Raw genomic sequence first — 18,849 nt, forward strand, 5'->3', positions numbered from 1 at the left:
AAAAAAGACCTTTGCAGGAGCAACACAATGAGCAAACCCGATAAAAACCAAGCGACGCCGGAAAACGAGCCGTCGCGGATTCGTGAAGGTTTGCCCTTCCCCCTCGGCGCCACCTGGGACGGCCTGGGCGTCAACTTCGCGCTGTTCTCCGCCAACGCCACAAAGGTCGAGCTGTGCCTGTTCGACGACACCGGCGAAATCGAGCTGGAGCGCATCGAACTGCCCGAATACACCGATGAAACCTTCCACGGTTACCTGCCCGACGCCCACCCTGGGCTGATTTACGGCTACCGCGTTTACGGTGCGTATGACCCGGCCAACGGCCACCGTTTCAACCACAACAAATTGCTGATCGACCCCTATGCCAAACAGCTGGTGGGCGAACTCAAATGGTCCGAGGCGCTGTTCGGCTACACCATCGGCCACCCGGATGATGACCTCAGTTTCGACGAGCGCGACAGCGCGCCCTTCGTGCCCAAGTGCAAGGTCATCGACCCGGCGCACACCTGGGGCAACGACCAACCGGTGCGCGTGCCGTGGGACCGTACGATCATCTACGAAACCCATCTGCGCGGCATCAGCATGCGCCACCCTTCGGTGGGCGAGTCAGTGCGCGGCACCTGCGCCGGGTTGATGGAAGACGATGTGCTCAAGCACATTCGCCAGTTGGGCGTGTCGTCGGTCGAACTGCTGCCGGTGCATGCCTTCGTCAACGACCAGCACCTGCTGCAAAAAGGCATGACCAACTATTGGGGCTATAACAGCATCGCCTTTTTTGCCCCGGACCCGCGTTACCTGGCCAGCGGCAAGATCGCCGAGTTCAAGGAAATGGTCGCGCACCTGCACGAAGCCAAGCTGGAAGTGATCCTCGACGTGGTCTACAACCACACCGCCGAAGGCAACGAGCGTGGCCCGACCCTGTCCATGCGCGGTATCGACAACGCCTCGTACTACCGCTTGATGCCCGACGACAAGCGCTTCTACATCAACGACTCCGGCACCGGTAACACCCTGGACCTGAGCCACCCGTGCGTGCTGCAAATGGTCACCGACTCCCTGCGCTACTGGGCCACCGAGATGCACGTGGACGGTTTCCGCTTCGACTTGGCGACCATTCTGGGCCGTTATCGCGATGGTTTCGACGAGCGCCACAGCTTCCTCGTGGCCTGCCGCCAGGACCCGGTGCTGCGCCAGCTGAAAATGATCGCCGAACCCTGGGACTGCGGCCCTGGCGGCTATCAAGTGGGTAAATTCCCGCCCGGCTGGGTCGAGTGGAACGACCGTTTCCGCGACACCGTGCGCGCGTTCTGGAAAGGCGACGACGGCCAGCTGGCCGATTTCGCCGCACGCATGACCGCTTCGGGCGAGATGTTCAACCAGCGCGGTCGACGCCCCTACAGCTCGGTGAACTTCATCACCGCCCACGACGGGTTCACGTTGCACGACCTGGTGTCGTACAACGACAAGCACAACGAAGCCAACGACGAGAACAACCAGGACGGCAGCAACAACAACCTGTCCTGGAACCATGGCGTCGAAGGCCCCACCGACGACCCGGAAATCAACGCGCTGCGCCTGCGCCAGATGCGCAACTTCTTCGCCACCTTGCTGCTCGCCCAAGGCACGCCTATGTTGGTGGCCGGTGACGAATTCGCGCGAACCCAGCATGGCAACAACAATGCCTATTGCCAGGACAGTGAAATCGGCTGGGTCAACTGGGACCTGGACGACGACGGCAAAGCGCTGCTCAAGTTTGTGAAACGCCTGATCAAGCTGCGCCTGGCGTACCCGATCCTGCGCCGTGGGCGCTTTCTGGTCGGCGATTACAATGAAGACATCGGCGTGAAGGATGTGACTTGGCTGGCGCCGGACGGCAGCGAGATGAGCATTGAGCAGTGGCAGGACAGCCAGGGCCGCTGCCTGGGCATGCTGATGGACGGGCGCGCTCAGGAAACCGGGATTCGTCGGCCGGGTGGCGATGCTACCCTGCTGCTGGTGGTCAACGCCCACCACGACATGGTCAACTTCCGCCTGCCGCCGGTGCCGGAGGGTGAATTCTGGACCTGTATGCTCGACACCAATGACCCTGCGGTGCGTGGCCAGGAACGCTTTGATTTCGAGCACGAGTACGCCGTGACCGGCCGCTCGTTGTTACTGTTTGAACTGCAGCACGACGAGGTGTGAGATGGCCCTGCATGGATTCCTTCAAGGCTACCGGAGCTATGCGGACACGCAGGCCTTGGGTGACGCACTGAAGGCGCTTCAGGAAGAAGGCCTGGACCAACTGCCATTGCCCGGCAGCGGCGAGACCTTGGCGCGCTTCAGCGGCCTCGCCCAAGTGGCGGGGCATGACTTGCGCCTGTGCAAGCTGTTCGAAGGCCATACCGATGCCTTGGCGATCATCGCCGAACTCGACAGCCCCTTGCCGCCACTGGGCAGCATTTGGGGCATGTGGGCTGCCGAGCCGCCAACGGCCAAGGTACGTGTGCGTCGCGACGGCCATCGGTTGCTCGTCGAGGGGCGCAAGGCCTGGTGTTCCGGGGCGGCCGTGGTCAGCCATGGGTTGTTGACCGCCTGGGACGAAGAGGACCGCCAGCAATTGGTTGCCGTGGACATGGACCAGCCCGGCATCACCGTCACCAATGAAGGCTGGAACGCCGTGGGCATGGCGGCCACGGGCAGCGTCGAAATTGTGTTTGAAGAGACCAAGGGCATCGCGGTCGGCGGGCCGGGGGATTACCTCTCCCGGCCCGGTTTTTGGCACGGCGGCGTCGGCATCGCGGCGTGTTGGTATGGCGGCGCGCAACGCCTGGCCGAAGTGTTGCGCGAGCAATGCACCAAACGCCCTGAACCTCACGCCCTCGCCCACCTGGGCGCGGTGGACAGTGTGCTGAACAGCGCCGCGTGCGTACTGCGTGACAGTGCCGAACAGATCGACCGCGAACCGCGGGCCGATGCGCGCCTACTGGCTCAGCAGGCGCGCGCCTGCATTGAGGATACCGTCGAGCAAGTCATTCAGCATGTCGGCCGCGCGGTCGGCGCCGGGCCTTATTGCAAAGACCCGCACTTCGCGCAGTTGATGGCGGATTTGCCGGTGTATGTGCGGCAAAGTCACGCCGAACGTGACCTGGCGGCCTTGGGTGAATTGGTCGCTGGCGATTCCACACGGAGGTGGCAGTTATGAAACCTAATCCGATTGTCGGCCAGGGCACGCCGCTGCATCAGTGGCAAGCGTCGTCCCATATGGCTGAGCTGCCGCAGATCAGCGTCGAGCAACTGGTGCCCGAAGGTCACCGCGCGGTGGTCATCGCCCCGCACCCGGACGATGAAGTGCTCGGCTGTGGCGGCCTGTTGCAAGGCCTGGCCTCGCTCGGGCGGCCGATTCAGCTGATTTCCGTGACTGACGGCAGCGCCAGTCATCCAGGCTCCCGGCGTTGGCCGGTGGAACGCTTGAGCGTGGTGCGCCCGCAAGAGTCGGCCCAGGCTCTGCACCGTCTGGGCTTGCCGCTGCACAGCCTGAAATGGCTGCGCGCAGGTTTTGCCGACAGCCAGGTGGCAGCCGGTGAAGAGCACTTGTGCGCCTTTATACAACGCCACCTCAAGCCCACCGATGTGGTATTCACCACCTGGCGCGAAGACGGTCATTGCGACCATGAAGCCGTCGGCCGCGCCAGTGCCAAGGCCGCCCAGGCGGTGGGCGCCACGCTCTACGAACTGCCGGTGTGGACCTGGCATTGGGCAACCCCCGAAGACAGCCAGGTGCCGTGGCATCGCGCGCGCAAAATCCTGCTGACACCCGAGGCGGTCGCGCGCAAACGCCACGCCATTCACGCCTTCGCCAGCCAGCTGGAAGGCGACCCGCAGATCGGCCTGCCACCGGTGCTCGCGCCCTATGTGGTGGAGCGCCTGCTGCAACCTTTTGAAGTGGTGTTTGTATGAGCGTTGCCACGCCCTATTTCGATCAACTGTTCGCCGGTAATGACGACCCTTGGGCGTTCCGCCAACGCTGGTACGAGCGGCGCAAGCGTGCCCTGACCTTGGCGGTGCTGACCCGACCACGCTACACCTCGATATTCGAGCCCGGCTGCGCCAATGGCGAGCTAAGTGCCGAACTGGCGCCGCGCTGTGATCGCCTGGTGTGTTGTGACACGGCCGCCGCTGCCGTGGCGCTGGCGAAAAACCGCTTGCTGGGGTTTCCCCATGCGCAGGTGCACCAAAGCCGCTTGCCCGAACAATGGCCGACGGAGCCGTTCGAACTGATCGTGTTGAGCGAGCTGTGCTACTACCTCGATGCCGAAGATTTGCACCGTCTGATCGATCGCGCCCTCGCCTCGTTGACCGACAACGGCCAACTGCTGGCCTGCCACTGGCGCCCGGCCATCGACGGCTGCCCGCAAACCGCCGAACAGGTGCACGCATTGCTGCAACAACGCCTGGGCATGCCGCCTGTTGCGCAGCATCACGAGAGCGATTTCCTACTCGATCTATGGAGCCGCGACGGCACCTCGGTCGCGTCCCACGAGGGCTTGCGATGATCGGCATTCTGATCCCGGTGCATAACGAAGAAGCCCTGTTGGCCGAGTGCCTGAACGCCGCCCTGATTGCTGCGAACCATCCCGGACTGCAGGGCGAAGCGGTACAGATTCTCGCGGTACTCGACAGCTGCGACGACGGCAGTGCCGCCATCGCCCAGGCCTATCCGGTGCAGAGCCTGCACGTACAGGCCCGCAATGTGGGCCATGTGCGCGGGGTGGGCGCGCGCCATTTGCTGAATCTGGGCGCGCGCTGGATCTCCTGCACCGACGCCGACAGCCGCGTAGCGCCCGACTGGCTGGTGGCGCAATTGGCGCTGGGCGCCGACGCGGTGTGCGGCACGGTCACCGTCGATGCCTGGAGCGAAGATTTCGACCCGGCCGCGCAAATTCGCTACAACCAGGCGTATGAGGCACGCGAAGGCCATCGGCATGTGCACGGCGCCAACCTGGGCGTGAGTGCCGGCGCCTATGTGCAAGCCGGTGGTTTTGAGCCGTTGGCGTGCCACGAAGATGTGCAACTGGTGCGTAACCTGGAACGCTGCGGCGCCTCTATCGCCTGGAGCCACACCCCGCAAGTCATCACCAGCGCGCGCCTCGATTGCCGCGCCCAAGGCGGGTTTGGCGACTATCTGAAAAGCCTGATGCAGGCCTCCTGAAAAAAATCGACATTACAAGATGTAAAAGCGACCAATCCTTGACTATGCTGACATTGCCTCGCTGGCACTCCAGGGTTGGAGTGTCGCACCCGCGCAGCGGAGTCTGCGCTGACTAAAAGAGCGTCGTCCCGTCAACGGGGTACGACCCAGCACCATTTGACAAGGATGTGACACCCATGAAGCCTGCCTCCTTAGGCGAGGGCCGCCGCGGCCCCGCGCAAATCTGGAACAGCGCCCCGCAGTTGGCGCAAATCCCCACCGTCGCACCTTCAACCCTCGTGCCGCCCGGCGCGCGTGTGGTGGTGATCGCCCCGCACCCCGGCGACGAGGTGTTGGCCTGCGGCGGGCTGCTGCAACTGCTCAGCAGCCGCGAACACCCACTGCTGCTGATTTCGATCACCGATGGCAGTGCCAGCCACCCCGGCTCCAACGCCTGGCCGGCGAGCCGCTTGAGTGTGATTCGCCCTCAGGAAAGTGCCGAAGCGCTGCGTCGCCTGGGCATGCCATTGCACAGTTTGAAGTGGATTCGTGGTGGTTTTTGCGACGACGCCCTGGCGGCCCGCGAGCAGCCGATGAGCCAATTTATCGCACGCTACCTGCAGCCCGGCGATGTGGTGTTCACCACCTGGCGCAACGACGGCAATGACGACCACGACGCCGTCGGCCGTGCCAGCGCCAAGGCCTGTAGCCTGATTGGCGCGCGCCTGTATGAATTGCCCATTTGGGCCTGGCATTGGCCGGTGCGCGAAGGTGCGATGATCCCGTGGCAGCGTGCGCACAAGGTGCGCCTGGACACTTGGTGCGTTGCGCGCAAGCTCCACGCCGCCCATGCGTATGCAAGCCAGTTGGTCGGCGACCCGTCGATCGGCCTGGCGCCGATGCTCGCCCAGGAACTGCTGGAGCGGATGCGCGAGCCCTATGAGATCGTGTTCGCCTAGGGCGCGAGGCGTATGTATCACAGTGTGTACCGCGCAGCCGAGGATACACAGCGTTTAACCCGGGGCACTTCCTGAAACATGCCCGATACAGCACAGCGGTCAACTGAGCACCAGGCACACACACGCCGCAGGAGGCTCGCCATGCACACTCAGTTGACTCACCGCTCCAAACTCCGCCCGCTGTTCCTGGCATTTGCACTGTTGCAGTTCGGCGCCGTGGGCCTGGCCCACGCCGAGATGCCCGAGCCGCCAACGCCCGTCAGCCATAGCCAAACCGCGTTTGGAGCGCTTAAACACATCAAGGCCGGCGTGCTCGATGTGGCCTATGCCGAAGTCGGCCCGGCGAATGGCCAAGTGGTGATCCTGCTGCACGGCTGGCCCTACGACATCGACAGTTATGCCAACGTCGCCCCGCTGCTGGCGGCCAAGGGTTATCGCGTGCTGATCCCCTACGCCCGTGGCTACGGCGACACGCGTTTTCTGTCGGATAAAACCCTGCGCAACGGCGAGCCTGCGGCATTGGCGCAGGACGTGATCGACTTCATGGACGCGCTGAAGATCAAGCAAGCCGTGCTGGGCGGCTACGACTGGGGCGCGCGCTCGGCGGATATCGTCTCGGCGCTGTGGCCCGAGCGGGTCAAGGCGCTGGTGTCGGTGAGTGGCTACCTGATCGGCAATCAGGCTGCGGGCCACAACCCTCTGCCGCCCAAGGCCGAATTGCAGTGGTGGTATCAGTTCTACTTTGCCACCGAGCGCGGTGCTGCCGGCTACCAGAAAAACACCCACGACTTTGCCAAGCTGATCTGGCAGACCGCCTCGCCGAAGTGGGCCTTTGACGATGCTACCTTCGAGCGCAGCGCCAAAGGCCTGGACAACCCCGACCACGTCGCCATTACGCTCTTCAACTATCGCTGGCGCCTGGGCCTGGTGCAGGGCGAAGCCCACTACGACGCGCTGGAACAACAGCTCGCTCAGTCACCGAGCATTGGCGTGCCGACCATCACCCTGGAAGGCGAAGCCAACGGCGCCCCGCACCCGCAACCCGAGGACTACGCCAAGCGCTTCACCGGCAAGTATGCGTTCCGCCTGATCAGCGGCGGCATTGGCCACAACCTGCCGCAGGAAGCGCCGGCAGCGTTCGCCCAGGCCATCGTCGATGCGGATCACCTGTAAGGTTTTTCGCTCCCCTCTTCACTTCATGGCGGCCTGCGCAGTGAAACGTTTACGCACGTGCGACAACTGATAGGCAATCCCCAGCCAGATAAACCAGGCAGGCATTACACACAGCGCCAATCGCGTGTCCGGTCGCAAGGCGAGCAGGCACAGCACAAAGCCGAGAAACGCCAGGGTAAACCACGCCATCGGCACACCGCCGGGCATTTTGTAGATCGATTGAGCGTGCAAGTCCGGGCGTTTTTTGCGGTAGGCAATGTAGGACGCGAGGATAGTCGACCAGGTAAAAATCACCAGGATCGCCGACACCGTCGACACGATGGTGAAGGCCGTCATCACCTCCGGCACCACAAACAGCAACACCAGGCCCAGCAGCATCAACAGGGTGGTGAACGCCAGGCTGAAAAACGGCACGCTGTGGGTGGACAGCCGCCGAAAAATGCCCGGCGCGTCGCCCAGGTCGGCCAAACCGAAGAGCATGCGGCTGGCGGAAAACACCCCGCTGTTGGCCGATGAAGCCGCCGACGTCAGCACCACGAAATTCACAATGCCCGCCGCCGCGGGAAAGCCCGCCACCAGGAACAGCTCCACAAACGGGCTTTTGCTCGGCGACACTTGCTGCCACGACGTCACCGCGATGATGCACGCCAGGGCCAGCACGTAGAACAGGATGATGCGCAGCGGGATCGAGTTGATCGCCTTGGGCAAAGTCTTCTCCGGCGCGCGGGTTTCAGCGGCGGCCGTGCCGATCAGCTCGGTGCCGGCGAAGGAGAAAATCGCCATCTGGAAGCCGGCGAAAAAGCCGAACAGGCCATTAGGGAACGCCGCCTGTTGATCCAGCAAGTGACTCAACGAGGCGGTGACGCCGGTGGGCGACACAAACGCACTGGCAATCAGCACCAGGCTCACGCTGATCAGCGTCACCACGGCGATGATCTTGATGATCGCAAACCAGAACTCCACCTCGCCGAACAGCCTAACCGTGAGCACGTTCAACGCGAACAGCGTGAGCAACATGCCCCCGGCCGGCATCCACGCCGGCACACCGGGAAACCAGTACTGGAAAAACCCGCCCACCACTACCGCATCGCCCACCACCGCCACGCTCCAGCTCAGCCAGTACGACCAGCCGAGAAAAAACGCCGCGCGCGGCCCCAGGTAGGCACCGGCAAAGTCGGCGAAGCTCTTGAAGTTAAGGTTGGATAACAGCAGCTCGCCCATGGCGCGCATCACGAAGTACACGAAGAGCCCGATGATCATGTAGATCAGGATGATCGAGGTGCCCGATAGCGCGATGATTTTGCCCGAGCCCATGAACAGACCGGTGCCGATCGCGCCGCCCATGGCCATCAACTGGATGTGGCGGTTGCTCAGGGTACGTTGCAACGCAGGCTTTTCTGTCAGCCCGGGCGTGGTTGTTTTCATCACAAAACCTCTTGTTATGTTTTTGAGTTTTGGCAGAAAAAAGAATCAGCGGTTTTTTGTTCTTGGGTTCAGGCGGTCTTGCTTTCGAAACCGTGCAGCACGTTGACGGCATTGATGCCGATCTCATCGACCATGTAGCCGCCTTCCATCACAAACAGCGTGGGCACGCCGACGCTGGCGATGATTTCGCCCATGCCGATGAAGTCCTGGCTGTCGAGGAGGAAGTGGCTGATGGGGTCATCCTTGAAGGTGTCGACGCCGAGGGAAATCACCAGCACCTCGGGGGCGAAGTGGCGCAGTTGCCGGCAGGCGTCGAGCAGCGCGATGGTGTAATCGGCCCAGGCGGTGTTTTTCGGCAACGGGTAATTCAGGTTGAAGCCTTCCCCGGCACCCGCGCCACGCTCGCTGCTGAAGCCGGAAAAATACGGGTAGGACACCGCCGGTTCGCCATGCAGGGAGATGAACATGACGTCGGCGCGGTCATAGAAAATATTCTGGGTGCCGTTGCCATGGTGGAAATCCACGTCCAGCACCGCCACGCGCCGGGCGCCTTGGGTGATCGCCTGTTGCGCGGCAATCGCGGCGTTGTTGAGGTAGCAATAACCGCCCATGTATTCGCGGGCGGCATGGTGCCCAGGTGGCCGGCACAGGGCAAAGGCGCTGTGATGGCCTTCGTCGATCAGGGCCAGGCCGGTGAGCGCGATGTCGGCGCTGGTCGTGACCGCGTCCCAGGTGGTGCGGGTGATCGGCGAGCCGGCGTCCATGGCGAAGAAACCCAGCTTGCCGTCGATGAAATCCGGCACCTGTTGGTTGGCCAGGTCGCGCACCGGCCACACCAGCGGCAGTGCGTCATGGCTGCGGCCAATCGCGGTCCATTGCGCCCAGGCGGTTTCGAGGAAGGACACGTAGCGTTCGCTGTGGGCATTGACGTAACACGCGCGGTCGAAAGTGCGCGGCACGATGATATCGCCAAGCCCGACCTGCCGGACGCGGTCACGTACGGTGTCGGCGCGGCTGGGTTGTTCGAATGAGGGCTTAAGCACACCGTCTTTCAATTCGGTGCCATGGTGTAAACGGTGGGCATCACTAAAAACAGTCAGCATTTCTCAACCTCCCCGAGTAAAAGACAGGCTCTATTTTGTTCGGGCGAGGCTGGGCTTTCTTTGCTTTTAGTTCGCGCACTGTTAGGTTTATCGGGAATATTTACCCTTGCGGCAGCACATTATGAAAAATAAAACCAAACAGGTCGCGCTTGACGACACTGATCTCGCCATCCTCGCGTTGCTGCAGGAAGACGCAAGTATTTCCAACGCCCAACTGAGCGAGCGCCTGTCCCTGAGCCTGACGCCGTGCTGGCGTCGACGTAAACGCCTGGAAGAAGAAGGCGTGATCAAGGACTACCAGGCCAACCTGGATCGCAAACTGCTTGGGCTGGACATCATGGCCTTCGTGCATGTGCGCTTTGCCATCCACACCGACCACGCGCCGGACGCGTTCGAGGCGGTGGTCAAGCAACTGCCCGAAGTGCTGGCCTGTCACAAAATCACCGGCGATGCGGACTACCTGCTGCAGGTGCTGGCGGCAGACCTGGACAGTTACAGTGAGTTTGTCGAGAGCGTGTTGCGCCGTCAGTTGGGGATTGCGTCGATCCAATCGAGCCTGGCGCTGCGTGAGGTGAAGGCGACGAGTCGGGTGGCGATTCCTGGGCAGGAAAGCGGTCAGCGTAAATAACTGAGGGCTTTGGACGTTAATCACCTTGTTTAGTGGCAAAATGCCTTTTTACCCACACTCATGGAGCGACTGTGACGCACGTCTTTGCCCCCTCGGAATCCACCCTACCACCCGCCTCGCCTTCGAAATTCCGCTTCTTCAGACGCCTCGGGATGTTCGTCCTCGCGGCGTTGATTATGCTGCTGGCGCCCGTTCCCGGCCTGTTGCTGGTGCCACCGGCGATGCAAAGCTACTTGATGTTCGTGATCAGCCATGGCGCCATCGGGTTGCTGTTGTGCGGTCTGTTCGTGGTGCAACACCGGCATAACCTGGCCGCTAGGTTTTACGGCCACCACATCCGTAAGACTTTGCGCCTGGGCGTAATTGCCCTGATCGCCGCGTATGCCCTGTTCGGGTTGCTGGTCACCGCACTGGGGTTACCGCGTGAAGCGTTCATGGCTGAGCTGTACAGCGGCCTGACCCAGTGGCAAACCCTGATCAAATTGGCGTCGCTGATTATCCTGCCACCGATCGCCGAAGAACTGATGATGCGGCACTACCTGCTGCGCCTGTTTCCCTACGAACGTAGTGTGGCCTGGAAGTGGACGGCGGTGATTGTCACGTCCGCGCTGTTCGCCAGCGTGCATACCCAATACGGCAGCTGGAACACGTTGGTGATGATCTTCGTGGTGGGTTGCCTGTTTGCCTGGGCGAGGATTGCCAGCGGCGGCTTGCTGGTGCCTATCTTGCTGCACATGCTGGCGGAAGTGGTCGGGTCGAGCTTCGACTGGACCTGGACGTGGGCCGGGCTTTACGGCTGATCCCAGGCATTCTTCGGAGCGGGCGTAACACGGGGTGTTCACGCCCACTCCCCGCTATGAAGCGGTAAAACGCCCCCGCCGAAATGTGAAAAATTCGTTAACTAATTCTCCCCCAAGGCTTTTTCCGACAGCCTCAATCTGACAAACTGATGCGAATAATTCTTAACATCATTATTATTCGCCAGGGACGGCGCTTCGGGGAGAGTCTGTTCCATGTCTGTGCAACAACCAATCGGCAAGCGTTTTACACCTAATTTGATCGCGATGGCGGTTTGTATCGCCAGCTCACAAGCGGCCTTCGCCGCCGATGCGGAACAACCGTCAGCCGTGGTGGAACTGGGCGCGACGCAAATCAACACCGAACAACAACTCGGCGCCACTACCGAAGGCAGCCAGTCCTACACCACCGGCTCAATGGCCACCGCCACCAAGCTGCCGCTGACCTTGCGTGAAACCCCGCAGGCCGTCACGGTCATCACCCGCCAGCGCATGGACGACCAGGCGATGACCAGCATCAACGACGTGGTCAGGGCCACGCCCGGATTGTTCCTCAACTACTCCAACGGCCCTGGCCGGCAGTCCTACAAGGCGCGCGGTTTCGACATCGACAACCTGATGTATGACGGCATCCCGACCGGCTACAACGGCGTTGACGTAGGCGCCCAGCCAAACCTGGCAATGTTCGACCGCGTCGAGATCGTGCGCGGCGCCACCGGCTTGGTCACCGGCGCGGGCAACCCGTCGGCCGCCATCAACCTGATCCGCAAGCGGCCACTGGACGAGCAGAAAGTCACCCTCACCGGCGCCGCCGGCAGTTGGGACGACTACCGTGGCGAGCTGGATGCCTCCAGCCCACTCAACGACAGTGGCACGTGGCGCGGCCGGGTCGTCACCTCTTACCGTGACGCCAACAGCTTCATCGACAAGGTCGAGGAAGACCACGGCCTGTTCTACGCCGTCACCGAAGCCGACCTGAGCGAAGACACCACCCTGACCCTCGGCTTTTCCAACCAGAAGGACAAGACCAATTACTTCTGGGGCTCTTCGATGGTCGGCCAGGATGGCCATCACCTCGACCTGCCGCGCTCCTACAACCCCGGCACTCGCTGGGAGAACAAGGACCAGGAGATCAACACCGTATTCGCCGAACTGCGCCAGCGCCTGGCCAACGACTGGAGCCTACAGGTCAACGCCAACTACGCCGCACAGGACGCGCTGTTCTCCGGTTCCTACCAGTCGCGCTGGGTCAACAACACACCGGCGCGCACCGTTTACCAGGCCGCCTACGATGAAAATCAGGCCGGCATCGACGCGTTCGCCAGCGGCCCGTTCCAGGCGTTCGGGCGTACCCACGAACTGGTGGTGGGCGCCAGCAAGCGCATCTACGACATGACCACCCACAACTACAGCCCGTACGACATGAACTGGCCGCTGACGGCAGGCAAACCGGATTTCGTCCACACCAACAACCAGCGCGAAGTCACCACCCAGGAAGGCGTCTACGTGACCACGCGCCTGAGCCTGGCCGACCCGTTGAAGCTGATCCTCGGCGGGCGCCTGGACTGGTACGACTACGACAACCGCGATGGCGACGGCGACTTTCATGTCACCCGTAACCTCACCCGCTACGCCGGCTTGATCTACGAGCTGGACGACCATCACTCGGTGTACCTCAGCTACAGCGATATCTTTACACCGCAAAGGGACAAGGACACGTCCGGCAACCCGCTCAAGCCGATTGTCGGCAAAAACTACGAGGTGGGCATCAAGGGCGAATACCTCGGCGGCGCGCTGAACGCGAGTGTGGCGCTGTTCCGCGTCGACCAGGAAAACCGCGCCGTGCCAGTGGTGGTGCCGAACTGCCCGCAGGCCGCGTGCAGTGAAGCCTCCGGCGAGATCCGCAGCCAGGGCATCGACCTCGAACTGCAAGGCGCGCTGACCCCGAACTGGCAGGTCGGCGGTGGCTACACTTACGCGCGCACCCACACCATCAAGGATGACGCCAACCCGCAGCTGGTCAACAAGCAGTTCGACACCGACACGCCCGAGCACCTGTTCAAGCTCACCACCCGCTACAACTTCCAAGGCCCACTGGAAAAACTGCGCGTTGGTGGCAACGTCTCCTGGCAGAGCCGCCTGTACAACGACCTCAAAGTGGCTGACGGCAGCACCTACCGCCTGCAACAGGGCAGCTACGCGGTTACCGACCTGATGGCCGGCTACGAGGTCAGCCAGCACCTGGACCTGCAGCTCAACGCCAACAACATCTTCGACCGCCGCTACTACTCAACCATCGCCAACGACGTGAGCTACGGCGGTGATGCCTACGGCAACCCACGCAACATGATGCTCACCGCCAAGTACAGCTTCTGACCTGCCCCGCCCCTTCGGCTATCCATTTGGATAGCCGCTCTTAAAGTCCCGCTCAGGGATGCCGATAACACCATGGCATCCCTGAATCTGAAAGCAATCGAACACCTGCTTCACTCCACCGGCGTCCCGTGTGGCACGCCGCATGCTTAGCTGTTTCCGGCTCGACCACATGGAGTAAGAGTGAATGCCAACCCGCACGCGTTTTTTCGAGCACTACCGCAAGGCCGACCGCATCATGCTGGCGTTGGTGTGGCTGATGTTCCTGTTCTCCATAGGCCTGGCGTTCTGGCACGACACACTGCTGCAGGCCGTGATCGTCGGCGGCGGCACCAGCGTGGTGCTGACAGCAGTCTATCGCGCCATCGGCGGCACCCGCCTGATGCGCTGCTTGTTGGGCGCCGGCTTGATGGTGATGGCCGCCCTGCACATCAACCAGGCGCAAGGTGTGATCGAATCGCACTTCGGTATTTTCGCGCTGCTGGCCGTGCTGACTTTCTACCGCGACTGGCTGCCGATCCTGGTGGCGGCGGCAACGATCGCCGTGCACCACGTGGTCTTTCATGCATTGCAGCATCAAGGCTTTCCGGTGTTCGTGATGGAACACCATGGCGGCTGGAGCATGGTGTTCGTCCACGCCTTCTATGTGGTCATGGAGACCGTCGCCCTGCTCTACCTCGCCATTCACAGCCAGCGCGAAGCGGTCGAAAGCCAGGAAATGCTTGAGAAAATGCTCGCCGTAACCACCCAACTCACCGTCGAAACCGCCCAGGGTGAAGGCAAGGTGCATGTGTCACTGGCCAAGCGTTTCGACCACTTCCTGCAGCAAATCACCCACCTTATCGACGGCGTCGCGCGCGACTCCCACGGCCTCGGCCAACTCGGCCAGGAACTGGCCAGCGCCAGCGGCACCCTGGAAAAAGGCGCACGCCATCAGCTGGCCGAAATCACCCAAATGACCGGCTCGATGCAGCGCATGGAAGACGCCATGGGCCACATCACCGTGCACGTCGAACAGGCCGTCGAACACGCAGGCCAGGCCAGCAAACAAATCGTGCGCGGCCAGGAAAGCGTCGGCCGCGCCCAGCACGAAATCAGCCAATTGGCCTCACGTATCAACGGCACCAACGAGACCGTGCAAGGCCTGGCGGTGCAGGCCGAGCAGATCGGCTCGGTACTCGAAGTGATCAGCAGCATCGCCAACCAGACCAACCTGCTCGCCCTCAACGCCGCCATCGAAGCCGCCCGCGCCGGCGAACAAGGCCGAGGCTTTGCCGTGGTCGCCGACGAAGTGCGCAGCCTGGCGCAGCGCACCGCCGTGTCCACCCAGGAAATCAAACAGATCATCGAAGGCTTGCAACACGGCAGCCGTCAAGCCGTCGAGGCCATGCACGACAGCCAGCAAGGCGTAGAGCGTTGCGTGCAAGACAGCCAAGTGGCAGTGGAAATGCTGCAAGCGGTGGGCGCCGACATTGCGCACATCGACGAACTGAACGGGCGGATCGTAACGACCACCCGTGAGCAATCCACGGCGAACCTGGAGATCGTCGGGCGGTTGCAGTCGGTGCAGAGCATTGCGCAAAGCACTGCCGATGATGTGGAGACACTGGCGCGCAGCAGTGAGCGGCTACCGCCGATTGCGGTGCGGTTGGATGCGTTGGGGAGGCGGTTTCATCAGTAGGCTTTACCTGGCCTTACCTATTTCGCCGACTCGAACTGAACATTCTCCCTCCACACTGAAAAGGAAAAACCATGACCCAAGAGATCTACCTATATGCAATCGCCTCCGGAGTGCTGGGGGCGGTATCTTCCTATTTGCTCATGCTTTTTTCCGGCTTCGAAAAATTGCCTTCGAGTGTTCCCGACCAAAGTAAGGCTATTGTGATTCAGCGCCTATATTTTTTCTTGGGACGCATGGCTTTTGGCGCAATCACCGCAATGATATTGATATTTTTCTTGATGGACGCCTATCTCGCCCACGAGCTCTCCAAGTACAAACTATATGGTTATGCAAGCGTGGCAGGTTTCAGCGTTTCCACGCTAAGCCAGTTAACCAAATCGTTCATGCCCCAATGGCTGACAAGGCACTAGAGCCCACAGGCAGCTGAGCCACCGCCCTACCCTTCAAGTGTGCGTTTCAGCCGCTTCAAATCACTGTTGACGATCAACTTGTGCACCTGGCCGACCGGCACCATGTAGGCGCGGCCAAACGCGTTATGGGTGACCACCGATGAAGTGATGGTAAACACACGCTCGCTGATCGACAGGCAAATCATCACATCCAGGTGCCGGTCGCGCTCGGTCAGCACCAGCATGTCGGGGGCGCTGTGTTCTACCAGAAAGAAGTCCAGGTGCTCGCCCACTTGCACGCTGTCTCGGCGGGTACCAGAAAACCCGCCGATGCGCTTTACGCCAAACAATGCAGAAATCGCGTCCCGAATGCGGAACGCCAACTGCAACAACGGCCCCGGTTCGGCAGTCATGATGTTCCAGGCTTCAAGCGCGGTGACTTCAGATGGCAGCAGGGTTGAGCGGCAGTCGTAGTAATCCAGTTCAGACGGTGCGCGCAGGGTGTGAGCAATCGGGGTGGTCGCCAAATGTTCTCTCCTTGGCCAGATGCCTTGCGAATAATTTAAACGGCTTGCCCTTCTTTTAGCGCAGTTTTACGGCTCTGCGCCACCGGCACCAACGGCTCGCGAGCAAGTGACCGAGTTTGATCGAACAAATTATTTTGCCTATCGGGTCAGCGAATTCACTTTCACCGTCGGGTGTTTGGCCACCCATGCTACCGGTCAATGGTGTTTTGACGAGCCTCGTGCTGGCGAAACCCCTGTTCGATGGACCTATACTTTTTATGCAAAAAACGCCGTGTCGGCCATTACGCTGAAGGTGTTTACGACGCTTTTGTGGCGTGGGGATATGCAGGTGTGCATGGATCAGATGCGTAAGTTGATTGCTGTTGGTGGGTAATGCGCGAAAGGATCCGTGTCGGGATTGATGGTAGATTTTTGGCTGGGGTGGCGGGCAGCAATCGGCCAGAAGCGGCCGGTGGCGACCGACAGAAAACGGCCAAGTGCAGTCCGCAATAAACGTCAGAAATCGGGCAGAAGCTGGCATTGAGTGCCTATGGAATGTCACCAATCCAGCAGTGAGTACACCTCAACGGTGCGGGTTCACCGCCACCAAATAAACCATCGACGTAAATCAAGCTTTTGTTCTTGCCCTAGAGGTGAGGTGCAGGCAGTCACGATCGTGGATCGAAAGGATTGCTCGAAAGCTTCGCTTGCAACGTGAAGGGCAAAGTCAACGGCTGAGTTTCGGTTTATACAAAACGTGTCTATTTCACAGGAGGATCACAAGTTTAACTCTAGATGATTGGTGCATAAGCATTGTGAACCAGAAACCGTAGCTGAGAGGTAGGTTCCGTGCGATGATTCATATCATTGGCACGGCATAGTGCATTAGCTACAAGGAAGTCAAGTTGATGAAATTATCCGATACGGAATCAAGTCTCGAAAGCACCTACGAAGACAATACATACTCTGGCACTGCGACTTTCTTGTATTCTTCGAAGATTACTGGAAACGTGAATCTCGAAGTAATGTGCGAAATCCTTGCTGAATCTGATGCCTTTAGTTTCGCATTAACCAGTAGGGGAAAAATCTACTTCACAGAAGACAGCAGGCTCCGATCACAACAATTAAGCATTGAGTCAACTATTACCGAGCAAGGTATGACTGTATCTGGACATAACGATTTTCTCAAGGCGAACTCCGGAGACTCCAATATCTATGCTTTATCTTTAGCTCTCAATTTACTCTTATCTGATAAACGTTTGTTCAACTCTGCGTATGGCTTTCCCACAGAAAGCGCTAGAATTTTCATGCGCCCAATTGCAATCAAATGCGAAGATGACGAAGATCATGAGCTAATCATTCCTTACATCAGAGTTTACACGGGCGGCATAATCAGTATTTCGTTGCAAACCATTGCTGGCTTTGAGGAGTCTACGACTCAAAGAGTAGTGCACAGCGAAGTAAATAAATCGCAACGAAACCTTACATCAGTATTGTGTGAAAGAGAATTGCATTTAGCTTGCACCGAATGTCAGATGGCCCAGATGCGTCGGAAGGAGAGAGTTGTTCAGCGAGAAGCATTTGAAACCATCATGGGTGCAGCGCTGAACACTCCGGGAGAAATAGAATTCGTAGACGAGCGTCTAACTGTCTACGAACTTTTACATACCGATCAACTTACTTTAACGGATATAGCGCGAAATTTGTTATCGGTGGTCGCGCGCACCATTGCAGTAGGTTCCGTTCAAACCCGCATCAGATGGTATGGTAGCCAGTACAAAGACGACTCCATAGGCCAACACTGGCGTGGCAAGCCAATACTTTACATCAGCTCCCACACCGATCAAAAATGGAGTTCATCCGAAAACTGGTCTACCCACAAACGGCTAGTCAACAGCGTTATGACTCGAACGTTTCTATCGGACAAGATAACTCACGCCGACTTAAATCATAAGGACATGAGAAACTTTGACGACTACAACAACTTTTACTCTGAGCCTGTATCATTGATGCTAGCGTCCTCGCAGGTAGAGGCTTTTGTCGAGCAACACGACACTTACACCTTCAGTAACTTAACCTCAGATATCCAAGTGCTGAATGAAGCTTCACACTTCATACAAACATACTATTCCTACGCTTCTCTAGGACTAAACAAATGCAAGACAGCGATAGACGTTGCCCGCCTCGAACTCGACATATTGGAATTTGAGGAGAGCCTCCTGTCTGCGCATAAATATGGAGAAATCGCAAAATATATCGAGGAAGTACAGAAAGGCGACCATCTAACTACGATCTACAAGCTGCTTCACAAAAAAATTGAAACTGTTCGCAAAGCCCTCGATCTAGACGATAAGATTAAATCAGAGTCTTACACGCGCCGAATCACAATAATATTCGGAATCATTGCTTCTGCCACGCTATCCCCTGAGCTGATGCAGCCAATCGCTAAATACTTTGATGTGGCTCCCGAAAACGGAGATCTCGCAAAACTATATGGTATAGGCGCTTCAATAATTGTTGTGGCGGGCTTATTAACTCTCAGTCACTACACTTTCAAACTAAAAGACTGGGTTGTCAAAACTCTGAAAGGGTATTGATTTTCCAGAAATCGCCACCGTTTTCGGAAGTTGCACAGATTGGGGGAA

Annotated in this window: 16 protein-coding genes and 1 pseudogene; 14 read left to right on the forward strand and 3 right to left on the reverse strand. The window is 59.6% G+C overall.

All coding sequences use genetic code 11. The annotated features are described in order from the left end of the window. The first annotated feature begins 27 nt into the window (after positions 1-27). The 7 genes from glgX to HX783_RS00685 all read left to right on the forward strand — a co-directional run bounded on the left by glgX (position 28) and on the right by HX783_RS00685 (position 7,302). A complete protein-coding gene (gene glgX, locus HX783_RS00655; RefSeq protein ID WP_177015563.1) occupies positions 28-2,184 on the forward strand; it encodes a glycogen debranching protein GlgX in 2,157 nt (718 codons plus the stop codon). Position 2,185: 1 nt separating this feature from the next. Next, positions 2,186-3,184: an acyl-CoA dehydrogenase family protein gene (locus HX783_RS00660; RefSeq protein WP_177015564.1), complete on the forward strand. Its 999-nt coding sequence runs from the start codon at positions 2,186-2,188 to the stop codon at positions 3,182-3,184. After that, positions 3,181-3,939, forward strand: a complete 759-nt coding sequence (locus HX783_RS00665) for a PIG-L deacetylase family protein (protein WP_177015565.1) — start codon at positions 3,181-3,183, stop codon at positions 3,937-3,939. The genes HX783_RS00660 and HX783_RS00665 overlap by 4 nt, the downstream gene beginning before the upstream one ends. Next, the gene (locus HX783_RS00670) at positions 3,936-4,535 is read left to right on the forward strand and encodes an SAM-dependent methyltransferase (RefSeq protein ID WP_177015566.1); all 600 of its coding nucleotides are present in this window, start codon (positions 3,936-3,938) and stop codon (positions 4,533-4,535) included. The genes HX783_RS00665 and HX783_RS00670 overlap by 4 nt, the downstream gene beginning before the upstream one ends. Beyond that, a complete protein-coding gene (locus tag HX783_RS00675; protein ID WP_177015567.1) occupies positions 4,532-5,191 on the forward strand; it encodes a glycosyltransferase family 2 protein in 660 nt (219 codons plus the stop codon). The genes HX783_RS00670 and HX783_RS00675 overlap by 4 nt, the downstream gene beginning before the upstream one ends. A 176-nt stretch (positions 5,192-5,367) precedes the next feature. Then, complete coding sequence (locus HX783_RS00680; protein ID WP_177015568.1) at positions 5,368-6,129, forward strand: PIG-L deacetylase family protein; 762 nt, start codon at positions 5,368-5,370, stop codon at positions 6,127-6,129. A 141-nt stretch (positions 6,130-6,270) separates the two neighbouring features. Then, positions 6,271-7,302 (forward strand): alpha/beta fold hydrolase, encoded by a 1,032-nt coding sequence (locus HX783_RS00685; protein WP_177015569.1) that lies wholly within the window; start codon positions 6,271-6,273, stop codon positions 7,300-7,302. 18 nt (positions 7,303-7,320) lie between these two features. On the opposite strand, the gene HX783_RS00690 is transcribed toward HX783_RS00685, so the two are convergent. Both HX783_RS00690 and HX783_RS00695 read right to left on the reverse strand, forming a co-directional pair. Further along, positions 7,321-8,727 carry an amino acid permease gene (locus HX783_RS00690; RefSeq protein ID WP_159956210.1) on the reverse strand — a complete coding sequence of 469 codons (1,407 nt, stop codon included), beginning with the start codon at positions 8,725-8,727 and terminating at the stop codon, positions 7,321-7,323. A gap of 68 nt (positions 8,728-8,795) precedes the next feature. After that, positions 8,796-9,830, reverse strand: coding sequence for a histone deacetylase family protein (locus HX783_RS00695; protein WP_177015570.1), 1,035 nt, complete (start codon positions 9,828-9,830; stop codon positions 8,796-8,798). A gap of 121 nt (positions 9,831-9,951) precedes the next feature. On the opposite strand from HX783_RS00695, the gene HX783_RS00700 reads away from it, so the two are divergent. The 5 genes from HX783_RS00700 (at position 9,952) to HX783_RS00720 (ending at position 15,719) form a co-directional block, all read left to right on the forward strand. Further along, a complete protein-coding gene (locus HX783_RS00700) occupies positions 9,952-10,458 on the forward strand; it encodes an Lrp/AsnC family transcriptional regulator (RefSeq protein ID WP_177015571.1) in 507 nt (168 codons plus the stop codon). A gap of 152 nt (positions 10,459-10,610) precedes the next feature. Further along, positions 10,611-11,258, forward strand: coding sequence for a CPBP family intramembrane glutamic endopeptidase (locus HX783_RS00705; RefSeq protein WP_177015572.1), 648 nt, complete (start codon positions 10,611-10,613; stop codon positions 11,256-11,258). 213 nt (positions 11,259-11,471) lie between these two features. After that, positions 11,472-13,631, forward strand: a complete 2,160-nt coding sequence (locus tag HX783_RS00710) for a TonB-dependent siderophore receptor (RefSeq protein ID WP_177015573.1) — start codon at positions 11,472-11,474, stop codon at positions 13,629-13,631. Positions 13,632-13,815: 184 nt separating this feature from the next. Continuing rightward, positions 13,816-15,309: a methyl-accepting chemotaxis protein gene (locus HX783_RS30125; RefSeq protein ID WP_177015574.1), complete on the forward strand. Its 1,494-nt coding sequence runs from the start codon at positions 13,816-13,818 to the stop codon at positions 15,307-15,309. Between the two features lie 71 nt (positions 15,310-15,380). Further along, entirely contained in the window at positions 15,381-15,719 is a 339-nt protein-coding gene (locus tag HX783_RS00720; RefSeq protein ID WP_177015575.1) for a hypothetical protein, read from the forward strand. 26 nt (positions 15,720-15,745) lie between these two features. On the opposite strand, the gene HX783_RS00725 is transcribed toward HX783_RS00720, so the two are convergent. Continuing rightward, positions 15,746-16,225, reverse strand: coding sequence for a DUF2867 domain-containing protein (locus HX783_RS00725; protein WP_177015576.1), 480 nt, complete (start codon positions 16,223-16,225; stop codon positions 15,746-15,748). A 100-nt stretch (positions 16,226-16,325) separates the two neighbouring features. On the opposite strand from HX783_RS00725, the pseudogene HX783_RS00730 reads away from it, so the two are divergent. Beyond that, positions 16,326-16,598, forward strand: a pseudogene (locus tag HX783_RS00730) (hypothetical protein); the annotation flags it as partial. 514 nt (positions 16,599-17,112) lie between these two features. After that, positions 17,113-18,801 (forward strand): hypothetical protein, encoded by a 1,689-nt coding sequence (locus tag HX783_RS00735; RefSeq protein WP_177015578.1) that lies wholly within the window; start codon positions 17,113-17,115, stop codon positions 18,799-18,801. Positions 18,802-18,849 lie beyond the last annotated feature (48 nt).

Origin of the sequence: Pseudomonas sp. D2002, from assembly GCF_013385735.1 — a bacterium.
Taxonomy (GTDB): Bacteria; Pseudomonadota; Gammaproteobacteria; order Pseudomonadales; family Pseudomonadaceae; genus Aquipseudomonas.

Coding starts and splice junctions, on each gene's coding strand:
- HX783_RS00680 (WP_177015568.1), top strand. CDS start 5,368: ATGAAGCCTGCCTCCTTAGGCGAGGGCCGCCGCGGCCCCGCGCAAATC.
- HX783_RS00685 (WP_177015569.1), top strand. CDS start 6,271: ATGCACACTCAGTTGACTCACCGCTCCAAACTCCGCCCGCTGTTCCTG.
- HX783_RS00665 (WP_177015565.1), top strand. CDS start 3,181: ATGAAACCTAATCCGATTGTCGGCCAGGGCACGCCGCTGCATCAGTGG.
- glgX (WP_177015563.1), top strand. CDS start 28: ATGAGCAAACCCGATAAAAACCAAGCGACGCCGGAAAACGAGCCGTCG.
- HX783_RS00690 (WP_159956210.1), bottom strand. CDS start 8,727: ATGAAAACAACCACGCCCGGGCTGACAGAAAAGCCTGCGTTGCAACGT.
- HX783_RS00700 (WP_177015571.1), top strand. CDS start 9,952: ATGAAAAATAAAACCAAACAGGTCGCGCTTGACGACACTGATCTCGCC.
- HX783_RS30125 (WP_177015574.1), top strand. CDS start 13,816: ATGCCAACCCGCACGCGTTTTTTCGAGCACTACCGCAAGGCCGACCGC.
- HX783_RS00710 (WP_177015573.1), top strand. CDS start 11,472: ATGTCTGTGCAACAACCAATCGGCAAGCGTTTTACACCTAATTTGATC.
- HX783_RS00670 (WP_177015566.1), top strand. CDS start 3,936: ATGAGCGTTGCCACGCCCTATTTCGATCAACTGTTCGCCGGTAATGAC.
- HX783_RS00695 (WP_177015570.1), bottom strand. CDS start 9,830: ATGCTGACTGTTTTTAGTGATGCCCACCGTTTACACCATGGCACCGAA.
- HX783_RS00675 (WP_177015567.1), top strand. CDS start 4,532: ATGATCGGCATTCTGATCCCGGTGCATAACGAAGAAGCCCTGTTGGCC.
- HX783_RS00705 (WP_177015572.1), top strand. CDS start 10,611: ATGTTCGTCCTCGCGGCGTTGATTATGCTGCTGGCGCCCGTTCCCGGC.
- HX783_RS00720 (WP_177015575.1), top strand. CDS start 15,381: ATGACCCAAGAGATCTACCTATATGCAATCGCCTCCGGAGTGCTGGGG.
- HX783_RS00735 (WP_177015578.1), top strand. CDS start 17,113: ATGAAATTATCCGATACGGAATCAAGTCTCGAAAGCACCTACGAAGAC.
- HX783_RS00660 (WP_177015564.1), top strand. CDS start 2,186: ATGGCCCTGCATGGATTCCTTCAAGGCTACCGGAGCTATGCGGACACG.